This is a genomic window from Rhodopseudomonas faecalis, from assembly GCF_003217325.1.
Taxonomy (GTDB): domain Bacteria; phylum Pseudomonadota; class Alphaproteobacteria; order Rhizobiales; family Xanthobacteraceae; genus Rhodopseudomonas; species Rhodopseudomonas faecalis.
This window is the reverse complement of record NZ_QJTI01000001.1, coordinates 267,031-286,185: the sequence shown is the minus strand read 5'-3', so window position 1 is coordinate 286,185 and position 19,155 is coordinate 267,031. Positions and strand designations below refer to the sequence as shown.

Here is a 19,155-nt window from a genome sequence, read left to right as displayed (position 1 = left end):
CGCTCAGCGCATCCGGGTCAAGGAAACGGCCGTTAATTTCTTTGGACGACGCACTGTCCGCCCGCCGAACGCAGGCTGCCGCAGAACCGGGCGGCATCATCGGAGCTGCCGAACGGGCCGATCATGGCGCGGTAATAGACGCCCTTGTCGCCCAGATCGGCGCGCTTGATCAACGGGGTGCGCGAGCCGAGCACCGACGGGTACTTGTTCTGCAGCGCTCGGAACGACGCCTGGGCGTCGGCCGCGCTGCGCTGCGAGGACACCTGCACCACATAGCCGCCCGCCACCTCAGGCTGGGCAGTCGGCGCGGTGGCAGCCACGCGGCTGCCAGGCTGCGGCGCCAGCGACAGCGGCGCGCCGGTCGAGGCATTGGCATTGGCGACCGGCGGCGGCGGCGTGCGGGTGGCGTTCGGCGACGGCGCCGCGGGTGCGGCAGCGGCGGCACGCTGCGCCGGCCGTCCGGCCGCCGCATCAGCCTGATCGGGCCGCACCGGCACGGTCTTGATCTTGCGCGGCTCCTCGCCGGAGGCCGAGGCACTGCTCGGCACGGCCGCGAGCGGCTTGTTGGCGGGCGCAACGCTGGCCGGGGTCGGCGGATTGTTGTTTTGGGTGAGCGGAGGTAGCACCACGCGCGAGCCGTATTTGCTCGGGTCCTGCGGCTGCTCCTCGCGGGAAATCAGCATCTCGGTGTTGGAGCCGCCGGACGCCAGCCGATCCTGGATCGGCTTACCCGCCTCGGCCGCCGACGGCGGCACCACCTTGGTGGGACCGGGCTCGGCCTTGATGATCGGCGGTTCGCCCGAGCGCGGCGATCCCATGAAAGTGCGATAGGCAAATGCACCGCCGGTGCCGACCACCGCCAGCGCGATCACAGCCGCGACCGTCAGCATGCCGCCGCGGCGCGGCTTCTGCTCCGGCTCGTCATAACCGTTGCCGAAATTATAGGACGGATCAGAATAGGCTGCGGTCTCCTGCAACGGATCGACATAGCCTTGCGACGGCATCTGGCCGTACAGCGCGTCGTCATAGCGCGAGAAATCGGCGGGCGCGGCCGGTTGCGCGGCAGCCTGCCCGGGAAAGGACGGTTCCTGCCGGTAGGACGAGGCCTGATAGGGATCAGCCTGATAGGGATCGGCTTGGTAGCCGCTCTGCTGATAACCGCCCTGCTGATAAGTGTCCGGCTGATAAGTGTCCGGCTGATAGGATTGTGGTTGGTACGATTCAGGCTGATAGACCTGCGGCGCGCGATAGGGTTCGGGCGCGGCGGGCGCCTGCATAGCCGGAGCTTCCGGCTCGTGCGCCCGGAAGCCGGTGTCGCGGCTGCGATGGCGCAGCCAGGACGGCATCGGCGGCTGCTCATCCTCATAGGACGGCTGCGGCGGCACGGTGGGCTGCGGCGGCGCGCGATAGCTGTCGGCGGCCGGCGGCGGCGCCATATTGGGCTGCTGGCGCTGCTGACCGGAGAACGGATCGGTCTGGCCGATCAGACGGGCCAGCTCCGCGAGCGGATCACTTTCGGGCGCGGCATCACGACCGCGACCATAGCGATCGTCACCCTGGAAGGACCTGTCCTGATAGCGTTCAGCCATTGCGATATCGCATCCCCTGCGGGAAAGCAGCCACCCCACCCCAAAAGCGAAACAACCGCCGATTCAAACCAAGCTGTCACGCATCCCCGACGTGACTGGCTGCTTCGCCTAACGCATCTCGGTGGGCGCATCGACGCCGAGCACGGCGAGTCCTGATGCGAGAACCGAAACGGCGCCTTGGACCAATGCCAATCGCGCCTTGGTTATCAGTGCATCATTATTGATAATGAAGCGTAAATGAGGCAGGTCGCGACCGCGCGTCCACAGCGCGTGGAATTCACTGGCGAGCTCGTACAGATAGAAAGCGATGCGGTGCGGCTCATGCGCCTGCGCCGCCGCTTCGACGATGCGCGGATAGAGCGCAAGCCGGCGCAACAGATCGAGTTCGGCGCTGTCGGTCAGCCGCTCGACCTCGGCATCGCGCAGGAAGGCGATGCGCGCGGCCGGCTCCTCGGGCAAATCCGGAATCACTTCGACGGCATTGCGGAACACTGAATGGCCGCGGGCATGGCCGTATTGCACGTAAAACACCGCGTTGTCCTTGGACTGCTCGATCACCTTGGCGAGGTCGAAATCGAGCAGCGCGTCGTTCTTGCGGAACAGCATCATGAAGCGGGTGGCGTCGCAGCCGACCTCTTTGACCACCTCGCGCAGCGTGACGAAGTCGCCGGCGCGCTTCGACATCTTCACCGGCTCGCCATTGCGCAGCAGCTTGACCAGCTGCACGATCTTGACGTCGAGCACGCCCTGCCCGGCGGTCACCGCCTTGATCGCCGCCTGCACGCGCTTGATGTAACCGCCGTGATCGGCGCCCCAGACGTCGACCATGGTGCGATAGCCGCGGTCGAACTTGGTCTTGTGATAGGCGATGTCCGAAGCGAAATAGGTGTAGGAGCCGTTCGACTTCAGCAGCGGCCGATCGACGTCGTCGCCATAGGCGGTGGCGCGGAACAGGGTCTGCTCGCGGTCTTCATAGTCATCGACCGGGGCGCCCTTGGGCGGCGGCAGCCGGCCTTCATAGACGTCGCCCTTGGCGCGCAGGAACGCGATGGTCTCGGCGACGCGGTCGGTGCCGCCCTCGATCAGTGAGCGTTCTGAGAAAAACTCCTCATGGCTGATGTTGAGCGCGGCCAGATCGGCACGGATCATGTCCATCATCATGGCAATCGCCTTGGCGCGCGCGATCGGCAGCCATTCGGCCTCCGGCATCGTGCGCAGCCGGTCGCCATGCTCGGCCTTCAGCGCCTCACCGACCGGCTTGAGGTAATCGCCGGGATAAAGCCCCTCCGGAATCTCGCCGATCTCCTCGCCGAGCGCTTCCTGGTAGCGCAGGAACGCCGAGCGCCCGAGCACATCGACCTGGGCGCCAGCGTCGTTGATGTAATATTCGCGGGTGACGTCATAGCCGGCGAAGGCGAGCAGATTGGCGAGCGCATCGCCAAACACCGCGCCGCGGCAGTGGCCGACATGCATCGGGCCGGTCGGATTGGCCGACACGTACTCGACATTGACCTTGTGGCCGCCGCCGATCGCGCTGCGGCCATAGGCCGAGCCCTGCGCCAGCACCGCGCGCAGCTCATCGGTCCAGACCTTGGTCTGCAGCGTCAGATTGATGAAGCCCGGCCCGGCGATCTCGACCTTGGCCACCATCGGCTCGGCGCGCAGTTTGGCGGCGATCTGCTCGGCGAGATCGCGCGGCTTGGCCTTGGCTTCCTTGGCCAGCACCATCGCGGCATTGGTCGCCATGTCGCCATGGGTCGGGTCCTTGGGCGGCTCGACCACCACGCGCGACAGATCGAGACCGGCGGGCAGCGCCCCCTCGGCGGCCAGCGCCTCGCAGACAGCCTGAACCCGGCCGAGAATGAGGGCGAACAGATGCGGCGAGGACGGAGAATTGACCATGGGAATCACATGATACCAGAGCTAGCGCCGGAGCAGTCCGGCTGGATGGCCGCGCCTGACGGCCGGCACAAGGCCGCCATTCGGCACCGACCGCCTGCGGCGTTCGGCGGATTGCCGGCGAGTCGCAGCTCGGCCAGGCAAGGCGCGGAGAGGCCCGCCGCCTAACGCAAATCCGGAGTTGTGTCAAAGAGCCGGCGGTGCTCGGTCAGGGCGTACGGGTCGGTCATGCCGGCGATGAAATTGCGGATGCGGCGCAGCCGGTCGGCCTCGCATTCGGCGATCGGGCCGCAGGCCGGCAGCCAGTCTGGCGGCAGCGCCCCCGGATCGTCGCAATAGCGCTGGAACAGCTCGGTGACCACCGTCTCGGCATCGCGCATCACCGTCATCACCCGCTCGGCGCGGTACATACGGGTCCAGAGGAAGCGCTTGATCATCTTTTCAGCCGCGGCGATCTCTGGCGGAAAAGCGATCATCGCCTCGTTTGCGCCGCGCACCTCGGCGGCCGAGCGCGGCTGAAGCCGCTCAAGGCGGCGCTGCGCCTCGCCGACCGCCGCCCCGATCAGGCACGAGATCAGCTCGCGCACCAGCTCGGCGGCGCGGCGCACCGGATCAAGGTGCGGATAGCGGGCGTCGATCGCGGCCAGCATCTCGGCGAGCAGCGGGATCTCGCGCAGATCGTCGAGCCGGAACAGGCCGGCGCGCAGCCCGTCATCGATGTCGTGGGCGTCATAGGCGATGTCGTCGGCGATGCCGGCAACCTGCGCCTCCAGCGAGGCAAAGCTCCACAAGTCGAGATCGAAATCGCGGTTGAATTCGACAATGCCGAGCGGCACGCCGCGCTCGCGATAATGCCCAAGCGGGGTGCCGTCCCGTTCGATCAGCGGACCATTGTGCTTGACGATGCCCTCCAGCGTCTCCCAGCTGAGATTGAGGCCGTCAAAGGTCGGGTAGCGATGTTCGAGCGCGGTGACCACGCGCAGGCTCTGCGCATTGTGGTCAAAACCGCCATGATCGCGCAGACAGGCGTCGAGCGCGCGCTCGCCGGCATGGCCGAATGGCGGGTGACCGAGGTCGTGGGCCAACGCCAGCGCTTCGGTGAGATCTTCATCAAGCCGCAATTGCCGGGCGATGGCGCGCGCGATCTGCGCCACTTCGAGCGAATGGGTCAGCCGGGTGCGGTAATGATCGCCCTCATGAAACACGAACACCTGGGTCTTGTGTTTGAGCCGGCGAAACGCGGTCGAGTGGATCACCCGGTCACAATCGCGGCGGAATGGGCTGCGGGTGCGGCTCGGCGGTTCGTCATGGCGCCGGCCGCGGCTCAACTCCGGATCGCACGCATAGGGTGCCCGGTCGGCCGTCATTGCTTGCATCACCCGATCCGTTCCTTCCGCGATTGATTCCCGTCTGCGCCGCACTTAACTATGTCGAGCGGCGCATTCCAACGTTTTGCCGCGCTGAAACGACAAGGAGCCCTTGATGATGCCCAGCGTCACCATCAGCGAGCGCGCGGCGCGGCGGATCGGCGAAATTCTACGCGGCGAAGGCGACGGCGCCATGCTGCGCATCAGCGTCGAAGGCGGCGGCTGCTCGGGCTTTCAGTACAAATTCGATGTCGATCGCACAAAGGCCGCCGACGATCTCGTGATCACGCGCGACGGCGCTGTGGTGCTGGTCGATGCCGCCTCGGCGCCGTTCCTGAGCGGTGCCGAGCTCGACTTTGTCGATGACCTGATCGGCGCCTCGTTCCGGGTCAACAACCCAAACGCCACCGCGTCCTGCGGCTGCGGCACAAGCTTCTCGATCTAACCGGCAAGCAGCCGCCTTACTCGGCCGCGGCGATGCGCGGCCGCTGGTCCGGCTCCGATTGCGGCTCGAGCCGCCGCTTGAGCCGGCGATCAATGCCGTCGAGATAGATATAGACCACCGGCGTGATGAACAGCGTCAACAGCTGCGACACGAACAGGCCGCCGACCACCGCGACGCCGAGCGGCTGACGCAGTTCGGTGCCGGCGCCGGCGCCAAGCGCGATCGGCAGCGTGCCGAAAATCGCGGCAAAAGTGGTCATCATGATCGGCCGAAAGCGCAGCAGCGCCGCTTCGCGGATCGCCTGCTCGGCACCAAGGCCGAAGCGGCGCCGCTCCAGCGCGAAATCCACCATCATGATGGCGTTCTTCTTGACGATGCCGACCAGCATCACGATGCCGATCATCGCGATCACCGACAGCTCCATGTTGAACAGCATCAGGGTCAGGATCGCACCGATGCCGGCCGAGGGCAGCCCGGAGATGATGGTGATCGGATGGATGAAGCTCTCGTACAAAATGCCGAGGATCACGAACGCCGCGAACACCGCCGCCAGGATCAGCACGCCCTGCCCGCGCAGACTGTCCTGAAACACCTGAGCGGTGCCGGAAAAGCCGGTGGCGATCGTCACCGGCAGCCGCGCCGCCTGCTCGATCGCGGTGATCTGATCGACCGCATAGCCCAGTGAGTAGTTCGGCGCGAGGTTGAACGAGATCGTCACCGCCGGCTGCTGACCCTGATGGTTGATCTGTAGCGGCCCGACGGTCGGCACTAGCTTGGCCACCACATCCATCGGAATGGTCTTGCCGTTGGCGGCCTTCATATAGAGCTTGGAGAGGTCGGAGGGATCGACCTTGAACTGCGGCAGCACCTCCAAAATGATCTGATAGTCATTGGACGGCGTGTAGATGGTGCCGACCTGCCGCGTACCATAGGCGTTGTAGAGCTGATTGCGCACCTGCTCGACGGTGATGCCATAGACCGCGGCTTTTTCGCGGTCGATCTCCACCGTCATCTGCGGGTTCTTGATGTACAAATCAGTGGTGACGTCTTGCAGCCCCGGCACCTGCGCGATCCGGTCGCGCATCTCCGGCGCCAACCGATACAGCGCTTCGGTGTCGCCGCTCTGCATCACGTATTGATATTGGCTCTTGGAAATCCGGCCGCCGATATTGAGATTCTGGATGCTCTGGAAGAACACCTGCAGGCCCGGCACCTGCGCGGCCTGCTGGCGCAGCCGCGCCACCACCGCGCTCACCGGCTCACGCTGGTCGAGCGGTTTCAGCCCGACAAACAGCCGGCCGTAATTGGCGGTGCTGTTTGGCCCGCCGGCGCCAACCGTGGAGTTGATGTAGTCGACCGCCGGGTCCTTGCGCAGCAGCGCGGTCAGCGCCTGCTGGCGTTCCTTCATGGCCTCAAACGAAGTGTCGGTCGCCGCCTCGGTGACGCCGATCAGAAAGCCGGTGTCTTCCTGCGGAAAGAACCCTTTGGGCACGATCATGTACAGATAGACCGTGCCGCCAAGCGTCGCGAGCGTCGCCAGCAGCATCAGGAATTTGTGCGCCAGCACTTTGTCGAGCGCCCATTCATAGCCGCGCAGCCACCCTGCGAACATGCGCTCGAACTGGCGCAGCAGCCAGTTCTGGCGATGCGCCGGGTCATGAGCGCGCAGCAGCCGGGCGCACAACATCGGCGTCAGCGTCAGCGACACAAAGCCCGACACCAGGATCGCCACCGAAATGGTGACGGCGAATTCGCGGAACACGCGGCCGACGATGCCGCCCATCAGCAGCACCGGGATGAACACCGCGATCAGCGAAAAGGTGATCGAGATGATGGTGAAGCCGATCTCGCGCGCGCCTTTCAGCGCCGCCTCGAATGGCCGCATGCCATGCTCGATATGGCGGACGATGTTTTCCAGCATGACGATCGCGTCATCGACCACAAAGCCGACCGACAGCGTCAGCGCCAGCAGCGTCATGTTGTTGATGGAGAAGTCGAGCATATACATCACCGCGCAGGTACCGATCAGCGAGATCGGCACCGCCAGCGCCGGAATGAAGGTCGCCGACGCCGAGCGCAGGAACAAAAAGATCACCAGGATCACCAGCGCCACCGCGATCAGCAGCGTGTGCTCGACATCAGCCACCGATTGCCGCACCGAGATCGAGCGATCCATCAACACCTGCATGTTGATCGAGGGCGGCACCTGGGCGCGCAGCGACGGCAGTTTTGAGCGCACCGCATCGACCACCGCGACCGTGTTGGCGTCGGGCTGCTTCTGGATCGCCAGCACGATCGCGCGTTCGCCGTTGAACCAGGTGGCGATCTTGTCGTTTTCGACGCTGTCATAGATCCGGGCCACTTCGTCCAGCTTGACGGGCGAGCCGCTGCGCCAGGCGACCACGATCTGGCGATAGTCCTCGGCCTTGTCCATCTGCCCGGACGCCTGCAGCGCGACGTCCTGCTTCGGCCCATTGAGCGTGCCGACCGGGGTCGAGGAATTGGCGGCCGACACCGCGGCGCGAATATCGTCGAGCGACAGCCCGCGCGCCGCGGCGATTTCCGGATCGGCCTGCACACGGATCGCGAATTTCTGCTCGCCGTAGATCGTGACCTGCGCCACGCCGGAGACCTGCGACAGCGCCTGGCCGATGGTGATCGAGCCATATTCATTGACGGTCGAGAGCGGCAATGTCCCCGACGACAGCGCGATGAACAGCACCGGGAATTCCGCCGGATTGACCTTGCGGAAGCTCGGCGGGTTTTTCATCTCCACCGGCAATCGGCGCTGCGCGATGGTCAACGCGGTCTGCACGTCGAGCGCGGCGGCATCAATGCTGCGGTCGAGATCGAATTGAATGGTGATGACGCTGGTGCCCTGCGAGGAACTCGAGGTCATCGACGAAATGCCGGCGATGGTCGAGAGCTGGCGCTCGATCACGCCGGCCACCGACGCGGCCATGGTATCGGCCGAGGCGCCGGGCAGCGTCGCCGTCACCGCAATGGTGGGGAAATCGACCTTGGGCAGCGCCGACACCGGCAGCAGTCGGAACCCGAAAATGCCGAAAGCGATGATCGACGCCGTTAGCAGCGTGGTCATCACCGGGCGACGGATGCACAGCTCCGACAGCGTCATCGATCACACCCCGGCTTTGCGGTTGCGCGTCGTCACCTTGGTGCCTTGCGACAGCAACAGCTGGCCGTCGACCACCGCCTCCTCGCCGCCGGACAGCCCTTCGCTGATCACCGACAGCCCTTGATAAGTGCGATCGACCTTGACCGGCTGCACATGGGCGGCGCCGTCGCGGATCACGAACACGAAATTGCCGGTCTGGCTGCGCTGCACCGCCACGGTCGGCACCACCACCGCGGTTTCGGTGCGGATCGTCAGCTTGGTGTTGACCAGCGTGCCCGGCCACAGCGTCTCGCTGGCATTGTCCATGATGCCCCGCACCGTCACCATGCCGGTCGCGGCATCGACGGTGTTTTCGACCATCGCCATCTTGCCGCTTTCCGAGCGGCCATTGCCGGGAATGGTGGCGACCACTTGCGTGGTGCCGGACGCCATCGCCTCGCGCAGATCGGCGAGCACGCGCTGCGGCACCGCAAAGGTGACGTACACCGGCGCCATCTGATTGATGGTGGCGAGCGGCGAGGTGTCGGCCGGCCGCACGAAATTGCCGACCTTGACATTGGCGGCACTAATTCGCCCGGCGAACGGCGCACGGATCAGGGTAAAACTCTTCTGCACCTTGAGATTGTCGAGCGCCGATTGGTCGGACTGAATGGTGCCGGCCAAAATGTCGGCCTGGGTGTTGGCGTTGTCGAGATTGACCTGGGTGGTGGCGCCCTTGCCGATCAGCTCGGTAAAGCGCCGCGCGTCGCGGCGCGCGGCGGCGAGCTGCGCGGTGTCGCGCGCCAAAACGCCCTCGGCCTGCTCGATCTGAGCATCGATCTGCCGGGAGTCGAGCGTGAACAACAGATCGCCCTGCTCGACCCTGGCGCCGTCCTGAAAATGCACGCCGATGATGGTGGTTTCCAGCCGGGCTTTGAGGGCGACGCTGGAGATCGGGGTGACAATGCCGATCGCGTCGACATCGATCGGCACCGGGCGCCGCTGCGCCAGCGCGGTTTCCACCGACACCATGCGCGCGCGCGGCGGCGCGGCGGCGTTGACGCTGCGGCTGTTCCAGCTCGACCAGCCCCAATAGGAGCCGAGCGCCAGCACTGCCAGCGCGCCAACAACCATCAGCAATTTGCGTTGTCTCATGCCGCCTCGCGTCACCGAACGACGACGATCGCCGCCTGTCCTGCCCTGGCGCGGTGCTTCTCGGACCGCTTCAAAATTGTCATTCGGCTTAGCATAGCGCCGGTATTCATGATATGCGCCGGCAGCTAAAATTGCGGTAATGAACTCCCATGCGCATCGCCACCTGGAACGTGAACTCGGTCCGCCAACGGCTGGATCATCTCTTGGCCTGGCTGCGCGAGCGCGATCCGGACATCGTCTGCCTGCAGGAAATCAAATGCGTCGATGAAGCGTTCCCGCGCGAGCCGATCGAGGCGCTCGGCTACAATGTGGTGACGCACGGCCAAAAGACATTTAACGGCGTGGCGCTGCTGTCGAAGCTGCCGTTCGATGAAACAAAGCCTCGGCTGGCTGGCGATGACGACGATCTGCACGCCAGGTTCCTGGAAGGCGTGGTGTCGCTCGATGGCCGCGTGGTGCGGGTCGCCTGCCTGTATCTGCCCAATGGCAACCCGGTCGAGAGCGACAAATATCCCTACAAGCTGAAATGGATGTCGCGGCTTATTGACTTCACCAAGGAACGGCTGCGCGCTGAGGAGCCGCTGATCCTGGCCGGCGACTTCAACGTCATTCCGGCCGCGGCCGACGTCTATCAGCCGACGGCCTGGATCAATGACGCGCTGTTCAAGCCGGAAACCCGCGCCAGTTATCAGACGCTGCTCGGGCTCGGCATGACCGACGCGCTACGCGCGGTGAGCGATGCGCCGGGGCAATACACGTTCTGGGATTATCAGGCCGGCGCGTTCCAGAAGAACTGGGGGCTGCGCATCGACCATCTGCTGCTGTCGCCGCAGGCCGCAGACCGGCTGAGCGCGGTCGGCATCGACAAGCACGTCCGCGCCTGGGAAAAGCCGTCCGACCACGTGCCGGTGTGGGCCGACCTGGATTTTGCCACCAAATAGGCTTCGCTCAGCGAACGATGGGATTGGTCAGGATTAGAGCGGCGCGCGACTGGCGACCTCAGTCGCGGCATAGTCGCGAAGATCTTGGTCGCGACGACCTCAGTCGCGGCGGCCCTGCACCCAATGTTCGAGCATCTGCAGCGCCATGGCGCGCTCGTCATCGGAGGCCTTGGCGAAGGCCTTGGCGTAGCTGTCCTTGATCCAGCCCTCGTCCGCCGCAGCGGCATCGCGGGCCAGCGTCAGCCACATCAGGCCGCGTGCCGCCTGGCGCGGCAGCTGCTCGCCATTGAACAACATCTGGCCGAGCAAGGCCTGCGCCTGGTGCTGGCCCTTCTGCGCGGCCAAGCCGAGCCAGCGCACGCCATAGCGCGAGTCGCGCGGGGTGCCGATGCCGTTCAGATACAGCCGGGCGAGGTCATATTGGGCGTCGGCGTTGCCGAAATAGGACGCGGCATACGAGAACATCTCGCGGGCGCGTTCAGCGTCGGCCTTCACTTTGGAATTGGGAATGCCGCCAAGATAATACCGCCCGAGCGCGACGAACGCGTTGGCGACAATGGCGGCCTGCGGCGCCGACGGGCTGTCCTCGGCATGGGCGTTGGCGATCCGGCTAAAATACTCGAACGCGACCAGATCGTCCTGCGCGACGCCATCGCCGATCGCATACATGCGGCCGAGCTTCCACTGCGCCACCGGATGGCCGCCCTCGGCAGCGTATTGCAGAGCGGTCAGCGAGGTGGTCGGGCTGGCGGACGCGGCGGCCTTGTTCATGGTCACCACAGTGCCGGGCTGGGTGGTCGCCACCGGAATGGCGGCGTCACCGCCGACCAGCGGCGTGCCCTCAAAGGCCATCACCGGCGCCCCGACCAGGACGCCCAGCACCACCACCGGAATGAGACGCTCAAATACCCGCATCACTGTACTCGTACCAACTGCCCGGATGGGTCACCACGCCATCAACTGCCACGCTACCTGGCGGGGTAACGTTCCACAGCCAAGCTGACGAATGGTTTGTCGTTCGAGGCTTTTGTGCGGTCGCCTCGGCAGCGGCTGCGACCGCGGTCAATTTTATGTTAAGCGGGTCCACGCAATTCGAGGGCGCGCGCTCGTAGCGATCGTGTGCAACGCCGGCTGTGCGTGGAGGAAGGCTTGGGTAGATCGGGTGAGCAATCGAAACACCGGTCACGTTCAGCAAGCCTTCTGCTGCTTGGTGCCGGCCGCTGACCGAGACGAGGCCCGCGGGCCGGTCGCACTGATCGAAGGATGTCGTCAGTCTTGCGATGGCAGCAGTGTCGCCAAGCTCTTTGGCAAGATCACGGCCAGGGTTCTGCAAATCCGAGGCAGCGCATAACCAATTTGCGATTTCCACCGCGCCGTGATGGGCGCGACCAGCCGGCGACGCATAGCTCGCACCGGCCGTCTGTCGACGGTCGATCGTCTGTGCCGTGCTGGTGCCCCTGTGATCCATCGCGATCGTGTTTCCCGGCGCTGTCCTGTCTGCCCGATGGCAGGCGGATGGATTTTCCATCGCCAGCACAGGTGCCGCGCCAAATTGACTACCAAGGATGATCTCATAGAGGGGTGTGGCCAAAAAGCGGCGCAAGCAAGAGCCGGGTGTGATCGCGCTCAAAAGTCGCCAGACTGTTGCGGTGTCGCCACATAAGTTGCCGAGTTACCACGCCCAAAGCGGCCCAAATGCCGCCCGGCGCAATTCAGGCGCGAACGTTCAGACGTTCAGCGCCTGGCCATAGGCGTCGAGCACCGCTTCCTTCATCATCTCCGACAGCGTCGGATGCGGAAAGACGGTGTGCATCAGCTCGGCTTCCGTGGTCTCGAGATTCATGGCGACCACATAGCCCTGGATCAGCTCGGTGACCTCCGCGCCGATCATGTGAGCGCCGAGCAGCCGCCCGGTCGCCTTATCGAAGATCACCTTGATCAGCCCCTGATCCTCGCCGAGTGCAATCGCCTTGCCATTGCCGGCAAACGGGAAACGACCGACCTTGATGTCGCGCCCCTGCTCCCTGGCTTTCGCTTCGGTCAGGCCGACCGAGGCGATCTGCGGGTGGCAATAGGTGCAGCCCGGGATCAGACCCTTGTCGAGCGGATGCGGATGCAGGCCCTTGATGGCCTCGACGCAGATCACGCCCTGATGCTCGGCCTTGTGCGCCAGCATCGGCGGCCCGGTGACGTCCCCGATCGCATAGATGCCTGGGATATTGGTGCGGCCAACACCATCGGCAACGATGGTGCCGCCTTGGATTTGAACGCCGAGCTTGTCGAGCCCGAGCTGTTCGACATTGCCGACCACGCCCACCGCCGAGATCACCCGCTCAAAGGTCGCGGTCTGTTGCTTGCCGTCGCCGCTGTCGATGGTGGCGACCACGCTGCCTGGCTTCTTGTCGAGCTTGCTGACCTTGGCGCCGGTCAGAATCTTGATGCCCTGCTTTTCAAACTGTTTGCGGGCGAGCGCAGCGATCTCGGCATCTTCCACCGGCAGGATCTGCGGCAGCACTTCGACCACCGTCACCTCACTGCCCATGGCGCGGTAGAACGAGGCGAACTCGATGCCGATCGCGCCCGAGCCGATCACCAGCAGCGATTTCGGCAGCGTTTCGGGCACCATCGCTTCAAAATAGCTCCACACCCGGTCGCCGTCGGGCTCCAGCCCCGGCAGCACCCGCGGCCGCGCGCCGGTGGCGATGATGATGTGTTTGGCGCGGTAGCGGCCCTCGCGCAGTGCGCCCTTCGGCGGCTCGCTCTTGGCGGCCGTCACCGTGATCTCGCCGGGCGCATCGATCGATGCTGCGCCCCAGATCACCGTGATCTTGTTCTTCTTCATCAGGAAGCCGACGCCATCATTCAGCCGCTTCGACACCCCGCGCGAGCGCGCCACCACCGCCTTGAGATCGAACCGGACATTGTCGGCGCCCAGGCCATAATCCTTGGCGTGCTGCATGGCGCGATAAATCTCGGCCGAGCGCAGCAGCGCCTTGGTCGGGATGCAGCCCCAGTTCAGGCAGATGCCGCCGAGATAGGATTTTTCGACGATCGCGGTTTTGAGGCCGAGCTGCGCCGCGCGGATCGCCGCGACATAGCCGCCGGGACCGGAGCCGATGATGATCACGTCGAAGGAAGTGTCGGTCATAACTACTCGCTCTTCTTCCCCTCTCCCCTTGTGGGAGAGGGTAAGGACGTTCACACCACCATCATCACAGGGTTTTCGATCAAGAGCTTGAACGCGCCCAAAAGCTCGGCGCCGAGCGCGCCATCGACCGCGCGGTGATCAGTCGATAGCGTGACGCTCATCATATTGGCGATCTCGATCTTGCCATCGACCACCACGGCGCGCTGCTCGCCCGCGCCGACCGCCAGAATGGTCGCCTGCGGCGGATTGATCACCGCCGAAAAATCCTTGATGCCGTACATGCCGAGATTGGAGACCGCGGTCGAGCCGCCTTGATACTCCTCCGGCTTCAGCCGGCGATTGCGCGCCCGCGCCGCAAAATCCTTCATCTCGCGCGAGATCGCCGACAGCGACTTTTGATGGGCATCGCGTACCACCGGCGTGATCAGGCCGCCGGGGATCGCGACCGCCACGCCGACATCGGAACTGCGATGCTTGAGTAGCGCGCCTTCGGTCCAAGTGACGTTGGCATCGGGCACGCGCTGCAACGCCAGCGCCAGCGCCTTGATGACGAAATCATTGACCGACAGCTTGTAAGCGGGCTTGCCATCCTTGTCCTTCGGCGCCTGCGCGTTGATCTGTTCGCGCGCCGCCAAGAGCCGATCGAGATTGCACTCGATGGTCAGATAGAAATGCGGAATGGTCTGCTTGGCCTGCACCAGCCGCTGCGCGATGATCTTGCGTAGGCTGTCATGCGGCTGTTCGTCATAGCTGCCGTCCTTGAACAGAGCGCGGATCTGCTGATCCGACAGCGACGGCGGCGCTGACAAAGCCGGCTGCGCCGCGGGCGCAGTTTTCAGCGCGCCGCCCGCCTGCGCTTGCTCGACGTCGCGCGCGATCACCCGGCCATGGGGACCCGAACCATTGATGCGGCCAAGATCGATGCCGGCCTGCTGCGCCAAACGCCGCGCCAGCGGCGAGGCAAACACCCGGCCTTCGCCATGCGCGGCTGCCGCTGCAACGGGCGCAGCGGGCGCCGTGCGCTCCGTGGCGCTGGTCGCGGCCGAGGGATGGGCTTCCTGATGCGATGGCGCGGCAGGCACTGCCGCAGCGCGCGGCGCCGCGCTCTGCGGTTTGGCCGCTCCCGCCGCTTTGACATCCTCGCCCTCGCCGGCCAGCACCGCGATCACGTCATTGACCGCGACGTCATGGGTGCCTTCCGGCACCAGGATTTTGGCGATGGTGCCATCATCGACTGCCTCGACCTCCATGGTGGCCTTGTCGGTCTCGATCTCGGCGATCACGTCGCCGGATTTCACCGCATCGCCTTCCTTCTTCAGCCATTTGGCGAGATTGCCGCGCTCCATGGTCGGCGACAGCGCGGGCATCAGGATGTTGATCGGCATGAGCGGATGACCTTACTGCGTGCGCGACGAGGTTTCGCCGAGATCGGATGGCCGCGCCAGCTCGGCCTGGAACATATCGACAATCCGCGCCAGCGCTTCCTGCTCCGACAAATCAGTTTCGCGCGAGAACGCGCGCGCGGCATGGCGGGCGATATCGACCAGCAACATGCCCCACATATCCGGCTCCTCAAAAGCCCTTGTGAAAGCGATCGACAGCCCGCCATCGACGACGAAGGCGCGCAGCACCTCGACCGCATCATCGCGGCCGATCACATCGGGCGGCAGTGGTTGTTCACGAGGTCCAGACATGTATCACCGATAGCAAACGGCTTTGGCGGCTTCGACCACCTCGGCCACGCTGGGCAAGGCCAGCTTTTCAAGATTGGCGGCATAGGGCATCGGCACGTCCTTGCCGGATACCCGCTTCACCGGCGCGTCGAGATAATCGAACGCATGCTCCATTAGCCGCGCGGCGATTTCCGCACCGACGCCGTTCTGCTGCCAGCCCTCCTCGATCACCACCGCGCGCCCGGTCTTCTGCACCGAAGCGATCAGCGTGTCGGTGTCGAGCGGCCGCAGCGTGCGCAGATCGATCACTTCTGCGTCGATGCCTTCGCTGGCGAGTTGATCCGCCGCCTTCAGCGCATAGGTCATGCCATGCGACCAGGCGATCAGCGTGACATCACGGCCGGCGCGCGCGATCCTGGCCTTGCCGATCGGCACCACGTAGTCGTCGAGTTTGGGCACCTCGCCGGATTGCCCGTACAGCATCTCATGCTCGAGGAACACCACCGGATTGGGATCGCGGATCGCGGCTTTCAGCAGACCCTTGGCATCAGCAGCCGAATAAGGCGCGACCACTTTCAGCCCTGGGATGTGTGAGTACCAGGCCGAATAATCCTGGCTGTGCTGCGCGGCGACGCGCGAGGCCGCGCCATTAGGCCCACGAAACACGATCGAGCAGCCCATCTGGCCGCCGGACATGTACAGCGTCTTCGCCGCCGAATTGATGATCTGGTCGATCGCCTGCATCGCGAAGTTGAAGGTCATGAATTCGACGATCGGTTTAAGCCCGGCGAACGCCGCGCCGACCCCGATGCCGGCAAAGCCGTGCTCGGTGATTGGCGTGTCGATCACGCGCTTATTGCCGAATTCCTGCAGCAGCCCCTGCGTGACCTTATAGGCGCCCTGATATTCGGCAACTTCCTCGCCCATCACGAACACATCGGCGTCGCGGCGCATCTCCTCGGCCATCGCATCGCGCAGCGCTTCGCGCAACGTGACCGTTACCATCTCAGTGCCTTCGGGAATGTCGGGATCGCGCAGCGCCGGCGCGGCCGGCGCCGTGGGCGCCGCATCAGCCTTGGTAGCAACGGGCTCAGGGCGCGGCGGCGCTTCTTCCTTGGCGCGCTCCTCAGGCGCGGCGGAGGCCGCCTGATCGGCGCTGTCGTTGTCGCCGACAATGGTGGCGATCGGCGTGTTGACCGCGACGTCATGCGTGCCTGCCGGCACCAGGATTTTGCCGAGCGTGCCGTCGTCAGCGGCCTCGACTTCCATCGTGGCCTTGTCGGTCTCGATCTCGGCGATCACGTCGCCGGACTTCACCGGCTCGCCTTCCTTCTTGAGCCATTTCGACAGGTTGCCCCGCTCCATGGTCGGGGACAGCGCGGGCATCAGAACTTGAATGACCATGGTTGCTCCGGATCACTGCCAGCGTGGCGCAGGATTAGCGATAAACGTCGGTGTAGAGTTCCGAGGCATCGGGCTCGGGATCGTGCTGGGCGAATTCGGCCGAGGCGTTGACGATGGTGCGCACCTCGGCATCGATCGCCTTCAAATCGTCCTCGGTCATCTTCATGGCCAGCAAACGCTGCCGCACCTGTTCGATCGGGTCCTGGTCGTTGCGGATCTTATCGACCTCCTCGCGCGTCCGATATTTGGCGGGGTCGGACATCGAGTGGCCGCGATAGCGATAGGTCTGCATCTCCAGGATGTAGGGGCCGTTGCCGGCGCGGCAATGCGCCACCGCACGCGAACCAGCCTCATGCACGGCGCGGACATCCATGCCGTCGACCTGTTCGCCGGGAATGTTGAACGACAGGCCGCGCTTGGAAAAATCGGTCTGCGCCGAGGAGCGCGTCACCGACGTGCCCATCGCATAGCGGTTGTTCTCGATCACATAGACCACCGGCAGCTTCCACAGCGCCGCCATGTTAAAACTCTCATAGACTTGGCCCTGATTGGCGGCGCCGTCGCCAAAATAGGCCAGACAGACATTGTCATTGCCGCGATAGCGATTGGCGAAGGCGAGCCCGGTGCCGAGCGACACCTGCGCGCCGACGATACCGTGGCCGCCATAAAAGTGCTTCTCGAGGCTGAACATGTGCATCGAGCCGCCCTTGCCTTTGGAGTAGCCGCCGCGGCGCCCGGTCAGTTCCGCCATCACGCCATTGGCATCCATGCCGCACGCCAGCATATGGCCATGATCGCGATAGCCGGTGATGACCTGATCGCCTTCTTTCAGCACCATCTGCATGCCGACCACGATCGCTTCCTGGCCGATATAGAGATGGCAGAAGCCGCCGATCGCGCCCATGCCATAGAGCTGGCCGGCCTTCTCCTCGAAGCGGCGGATCAGCAGCATGTCGCGCAGCGCGCGCAGCTCCTGCTCGCGGCTGAATTCGCTCACCGGCCGGCGCGTGCCGCTGCCGGTCTGCGACGCCTCGTCCCTGGCTGGCACGTCACGCTTCTTCGATGCGGGCATGGCGATTCAATCCAATGCTTGTTAGTTGCGACTATCTCTAGCCTAACTAATGACGCAGCAAAAGGATTGCATCACGCCCGCGCAGCCATCATGTCGCAACGCAGCGTAACGTGAAACTTTCGTGATAGTTCTTGCGCGATTTTGAAACTTACGACGTCATTTCGACGGCAGGATGCGCACCAGGTCGTTCGGGTGTGCATAGTCGAGCTGAAAACGCACGCGCTGGTCGAGCATGTCGGGGTCGAGCCGATCGGAGCGCAGCAGCGCGACTCGCTTTTCGCCCTCGGCGCGCTCCTTTTTCAGACGCTCCAATTCGGAAGTCAGCGCGATGATCTCCTGATCAAGCTCCTGGCGGGCATTGAGCCCGTATTTTCCCGTATAAGCGTTGGAACCGAAATAGCCGATCACGGCGGCTGCGATCGCATAGAGCGCGAGCCCGGTGAGCAACGATTTGAGGCGGGTGCGGGAGACCATGCCTGACCATGCGACAACGCGGTTAATGGCACGCTAACGTTCGCCAGCCGCAGCCGCATTTGGCCGCACGGCGCAGCGGCTTAGCTCGCCTTGTGCCCTGGCCAGGCCGCCGCCATAGTGGCACGCCGATCGCCGCTCCGCCGAGGACAGCCGCCGTGAGTCCAGAATTCCTGATTACGTCGCTGATCGTGATTGCCTCGCCGGGCACCGGCGCGCTGTACACGCTGGCCGCCGGGCTATCGCGCGGCGCCAAGGCCAGCGTGGTCGCGGCCTTCGCCTGCACGATCGGCATCGTGCCGCATATGGCGGCGGCCATTCTCGGCCTCGCCGCGCTGCTGCATACCAGCGCGGTGGCGTTCCAGGCGTTCAAATATCTCGGCGTCGCTTATCTGCTCTATATGGCCTGGATGACGCTGCGCGAACACGGGCCGCTCAAGATCGAGCGCGAGCTGCGCGAGCAATCGGTGCTCGACGTCACCATCACCGGCGTGCTGATCAACATCCTCAATCCAAAACTGTCGATCTTCTTTTTGGCGTTCCTGCCGCAGTTCATTCCCGCCGGCGAAACCGAGCCGCTGCCGCAAATGCTGACGCTGAGCGCGGCATTCATGGCGCTGACCTTCGTGGTGTTTGCGATTTACGGGCTGTTTGCGGCGTCGGTGCGCGATCACATCATTGCGCGGCCGCGGGTCTTGACCTGGATGCGGCGCGGCTTTGCCGCTGCCTTTGTGGCGCTTGGCGCCAAGCTGGCGACCGCGGAACGCTGATCGCCACACCGTCTTTTGTCATTCAGTCTTTTGTCATTCAGTCATTCCGGGGCGGCCGCCGCATCAGCGGCGGTCGAACCCGGAATCGCTGTCGATCGTTGCGAAA

Annotated in this window: 16 protein-coding genes; 3 read left to right on the top strand and 13 right to left on the bottom strand. The window is 64.6% G+C overall.

Annotation, left to right across the window (positions count from 1 at the left end; genetic code table 11):
• Positions 1-32: 32 nt before the first annotated feature.
• The 3 genes from BJ122_RS01355 to BJ122_RS01345 form a co-directional block, all read right to left on the bottom strand.
• The gene (locus BJ122_RS01355; RefSeq protein ID WP_110779367.1) at positions 33-1,589 is read right to left on the bottom strand and encodes an SPOR domain-containing protein; all 1,557 of its coding nucleotides are present in this window, start codon (positions 1,587-1,589) and stop codon (positions 33-35) included.
• Positions 1,590-1,697: 108 nt separating this feature from the next.
• Entirely contained in the window at positions 1,698-3,491 is a 1,794-nt protein-coding gene (gene argS, locus BJ122_RS01350; protein ID WP_110779366.1) for an arginine--tRNA ligase, read from the bottom strand.
• A gap of 161 nt (positions 3,492-3,652) precedes the next feature.
• Positions 3,653-4,855: a deoxyguanosinetriphosphate triphosphohydrolase gene (locus BJ122_RS01345; protein ID WP_110779365.1), complete on the bottom strand. Its 1,203-nt coding sequence runs from the start codon at positions 4,853-4,855 to the stop codon at positions 3,653-3,655.
• Positions 4,856-4,970: 115 nt separating this feature from the next.
• Between BJ122_RS01345 and BJ122_RS01340 the strand changes: the two genes are divergently transcribed.
• Positions 4,971-5,300, top strand: coding sequence for a HesB/IscA family protein (locus tag BJ122_RS01340; RefSeq protein ID WP_027277394.1), 330 nt, complete (start codon positions 4,971-4,973; stop codon positions 5,298-5,300).
• A gap of 16 nt (positions 5,301-5,316) precedes the next feature.
• Here BJ122_RS01340 and BJ122_RS01335 read toward each other — a convergent pair whose 3' ends face one another.
• On the bottom strand, positions 5,317-8,436 hold the full coding sequence (locus BJ122_RS01335; RefSeq protein WP_110779364.1) for an efflux RND transporter permease subunit: 3,120 nt from the start codon (positions 8,434-8,436) through the stop codon (positions 5,317-5,319).
• Positions 8,437-8,439: 3 nt separating this feature from the next.
• Positions 8,440-9,570, bottom strand: a complete 1,131-nt coding sequence (locus tag BJ122_RS01330; RefSeq protein ID WP_110779363.1) for an efflux RND transporter periplasmic adaptor subunit — start codon at positions 9,568-9,570, stop codon at positions 8,440-8,442.
• A 149-nt stretch (positions 9,571-9,719) separates the two neighbouring features.
• Here BJ122_RS01330 and xth point away from each other — a divergent pair, with 149 nt between their 5' ends.
• Positions 9,720-10,511 carry an exodeoxyribonuclease III gene (xth, locus tag BJ122_RS01325; RefSeq protein ID WP_110779362.1) on the top strand — a complete coding sequence of 264 codons (792 nt, stop codon included), beginning with the start codon at positions 9,720-9,722 and terminating at the stop codon, positions 10,509-10,511.
• A gap of 99 nt (positions 10,512-10,610) precedes the next feature.
• Here xth and BJ122_RS01320 read toward each other — a convergent pair whose 3' ends face one another.
• The 8 genes from BJ122_RS01320 to BJ122_RS01290 form a co-directional block, all read right to left on the bottom strand.
• Positions 10,611-11,426, bottom strand: a complete 816-nt coding sequence (locus tag BJ122_RS01320; RefSeq protein ID WP_110779361.1) for a tetratricopeptide repeat protein — start codon at positions 11,424-11,426, stop codon at positions 10,611-10,613.
• Positions 11,413-12,141 carry a hypothetical protein gene (locus BJ122_RS18915; protein WP_146227128.1) on the bottom strand — a complete coding sequence of 243 codons (729 nt, stop codon included), beginning with the start codon at positions 12,139-12,141 and terminating at the stop codon, positions 11,413-11,415. Before BJ122_RS18915 ends, BJ122_RS01320 begins: the two co-directional genes overlap by 14 nt.
• Before the next feature lie 96 nt (positions 12,142-12,237).
• Positions 12,238-13,659, bottom strand: coding sequence for a dihydrolipoyl dehydrogenase (gene lpdA / locus BJ122_RS01315; protein ID WP_110779360.1), 1,422 nt, complete (start codon positions 13,657-13,659; stop codon positions 12,238-12,240).
• A gap of 50 nt (positions 13,660-13,709) precedes the next feature.
• The gene (locus BJ122_RS01310; protein WP_110779359.1) at positions 13,710-15,044 is read right to left on the bottom strand and encodes a pyruvate dehydrogenase complex dihydrolipoamide acetyltransferase; all 1,335 of its coding nucleotides are present in this window, start codon (positions 15,042-15,044) and stop codon (positions 13,710-13,712) included.
• A 12-nt stretch (positions 15,045-15,056) separates the two neighbouring features.
• Positions 15,057-15,353, bottom strand: coding sequence for a DUF5076 domain-containing protein (locus BJ122_RS01305; RefSeq protein ID WP_110779358.1), 297 nt, complete (start codon positions 15,351-15,353; stop codon positions 15,057-15,059).
• A 3-nt stretch (positions 15,354-15,356) separates the two neighbouring features.
• Positions 15,357-16,736 carry a pyruvate dehydrogenase complex E1 component subunit beta gene (locus tag BJ122_RS01300; RefSeq protein ID WP_110779357.1) on the bottom strand — a complete coding sequence of 460 codons (1,380 nt, stop codon included), beginning with the start codon at positions 16,734-16,736 and terminating at the stop codon, positions 15,357-15,359.
• A 34-nt stretch (positions 16,737-16,770) separates the two neighbouring features.
• Positions 16,771-17,808 (bottom strand): pyruvate dehydrogenase (acetyl-transferring) E1 component subunit alpha, encoded by a 1,038-nt coding sequence (gene pdhA, locus BJ122_RS01295; RefSeq protein ID WP_110779356.1) that lies wholly within the window; start codon positions 17,806-17,808, stop codon positions 16,771-16,773.
• A gap of 156 nt (positions 17,809-17,964) precedes the next feature.
• On the bottom strand, positions 17,965-18,282 hold the full coding sequence (locus BJ122_RS01290; protein WP_027277404.1) for an FtsB family cell division protein: 318 nt from the start codon (positions 18,280-18,282) through the stop codon (positions 17,965-17,967).
• Positions 18,283-18,437: 155 nt separating this feature from the next.
• Here BJ122_RS01290 and BJ122_RS01285 point away from each other — a divergent pair, with 155 nt between their 5' ends.
• Positions 18,438-19,049 (top strand): LysE family translocator, encoded by a 612-nt coding sequence (locus tag BJ122_RS01285; protein WP_110779355.1) that lies wholly within the window; start codon positions 18,438-18,440, stop codon positions 19,047-19,049.
• Positions 19,050-19,155 lie beyond the last annotated feature (106 nt).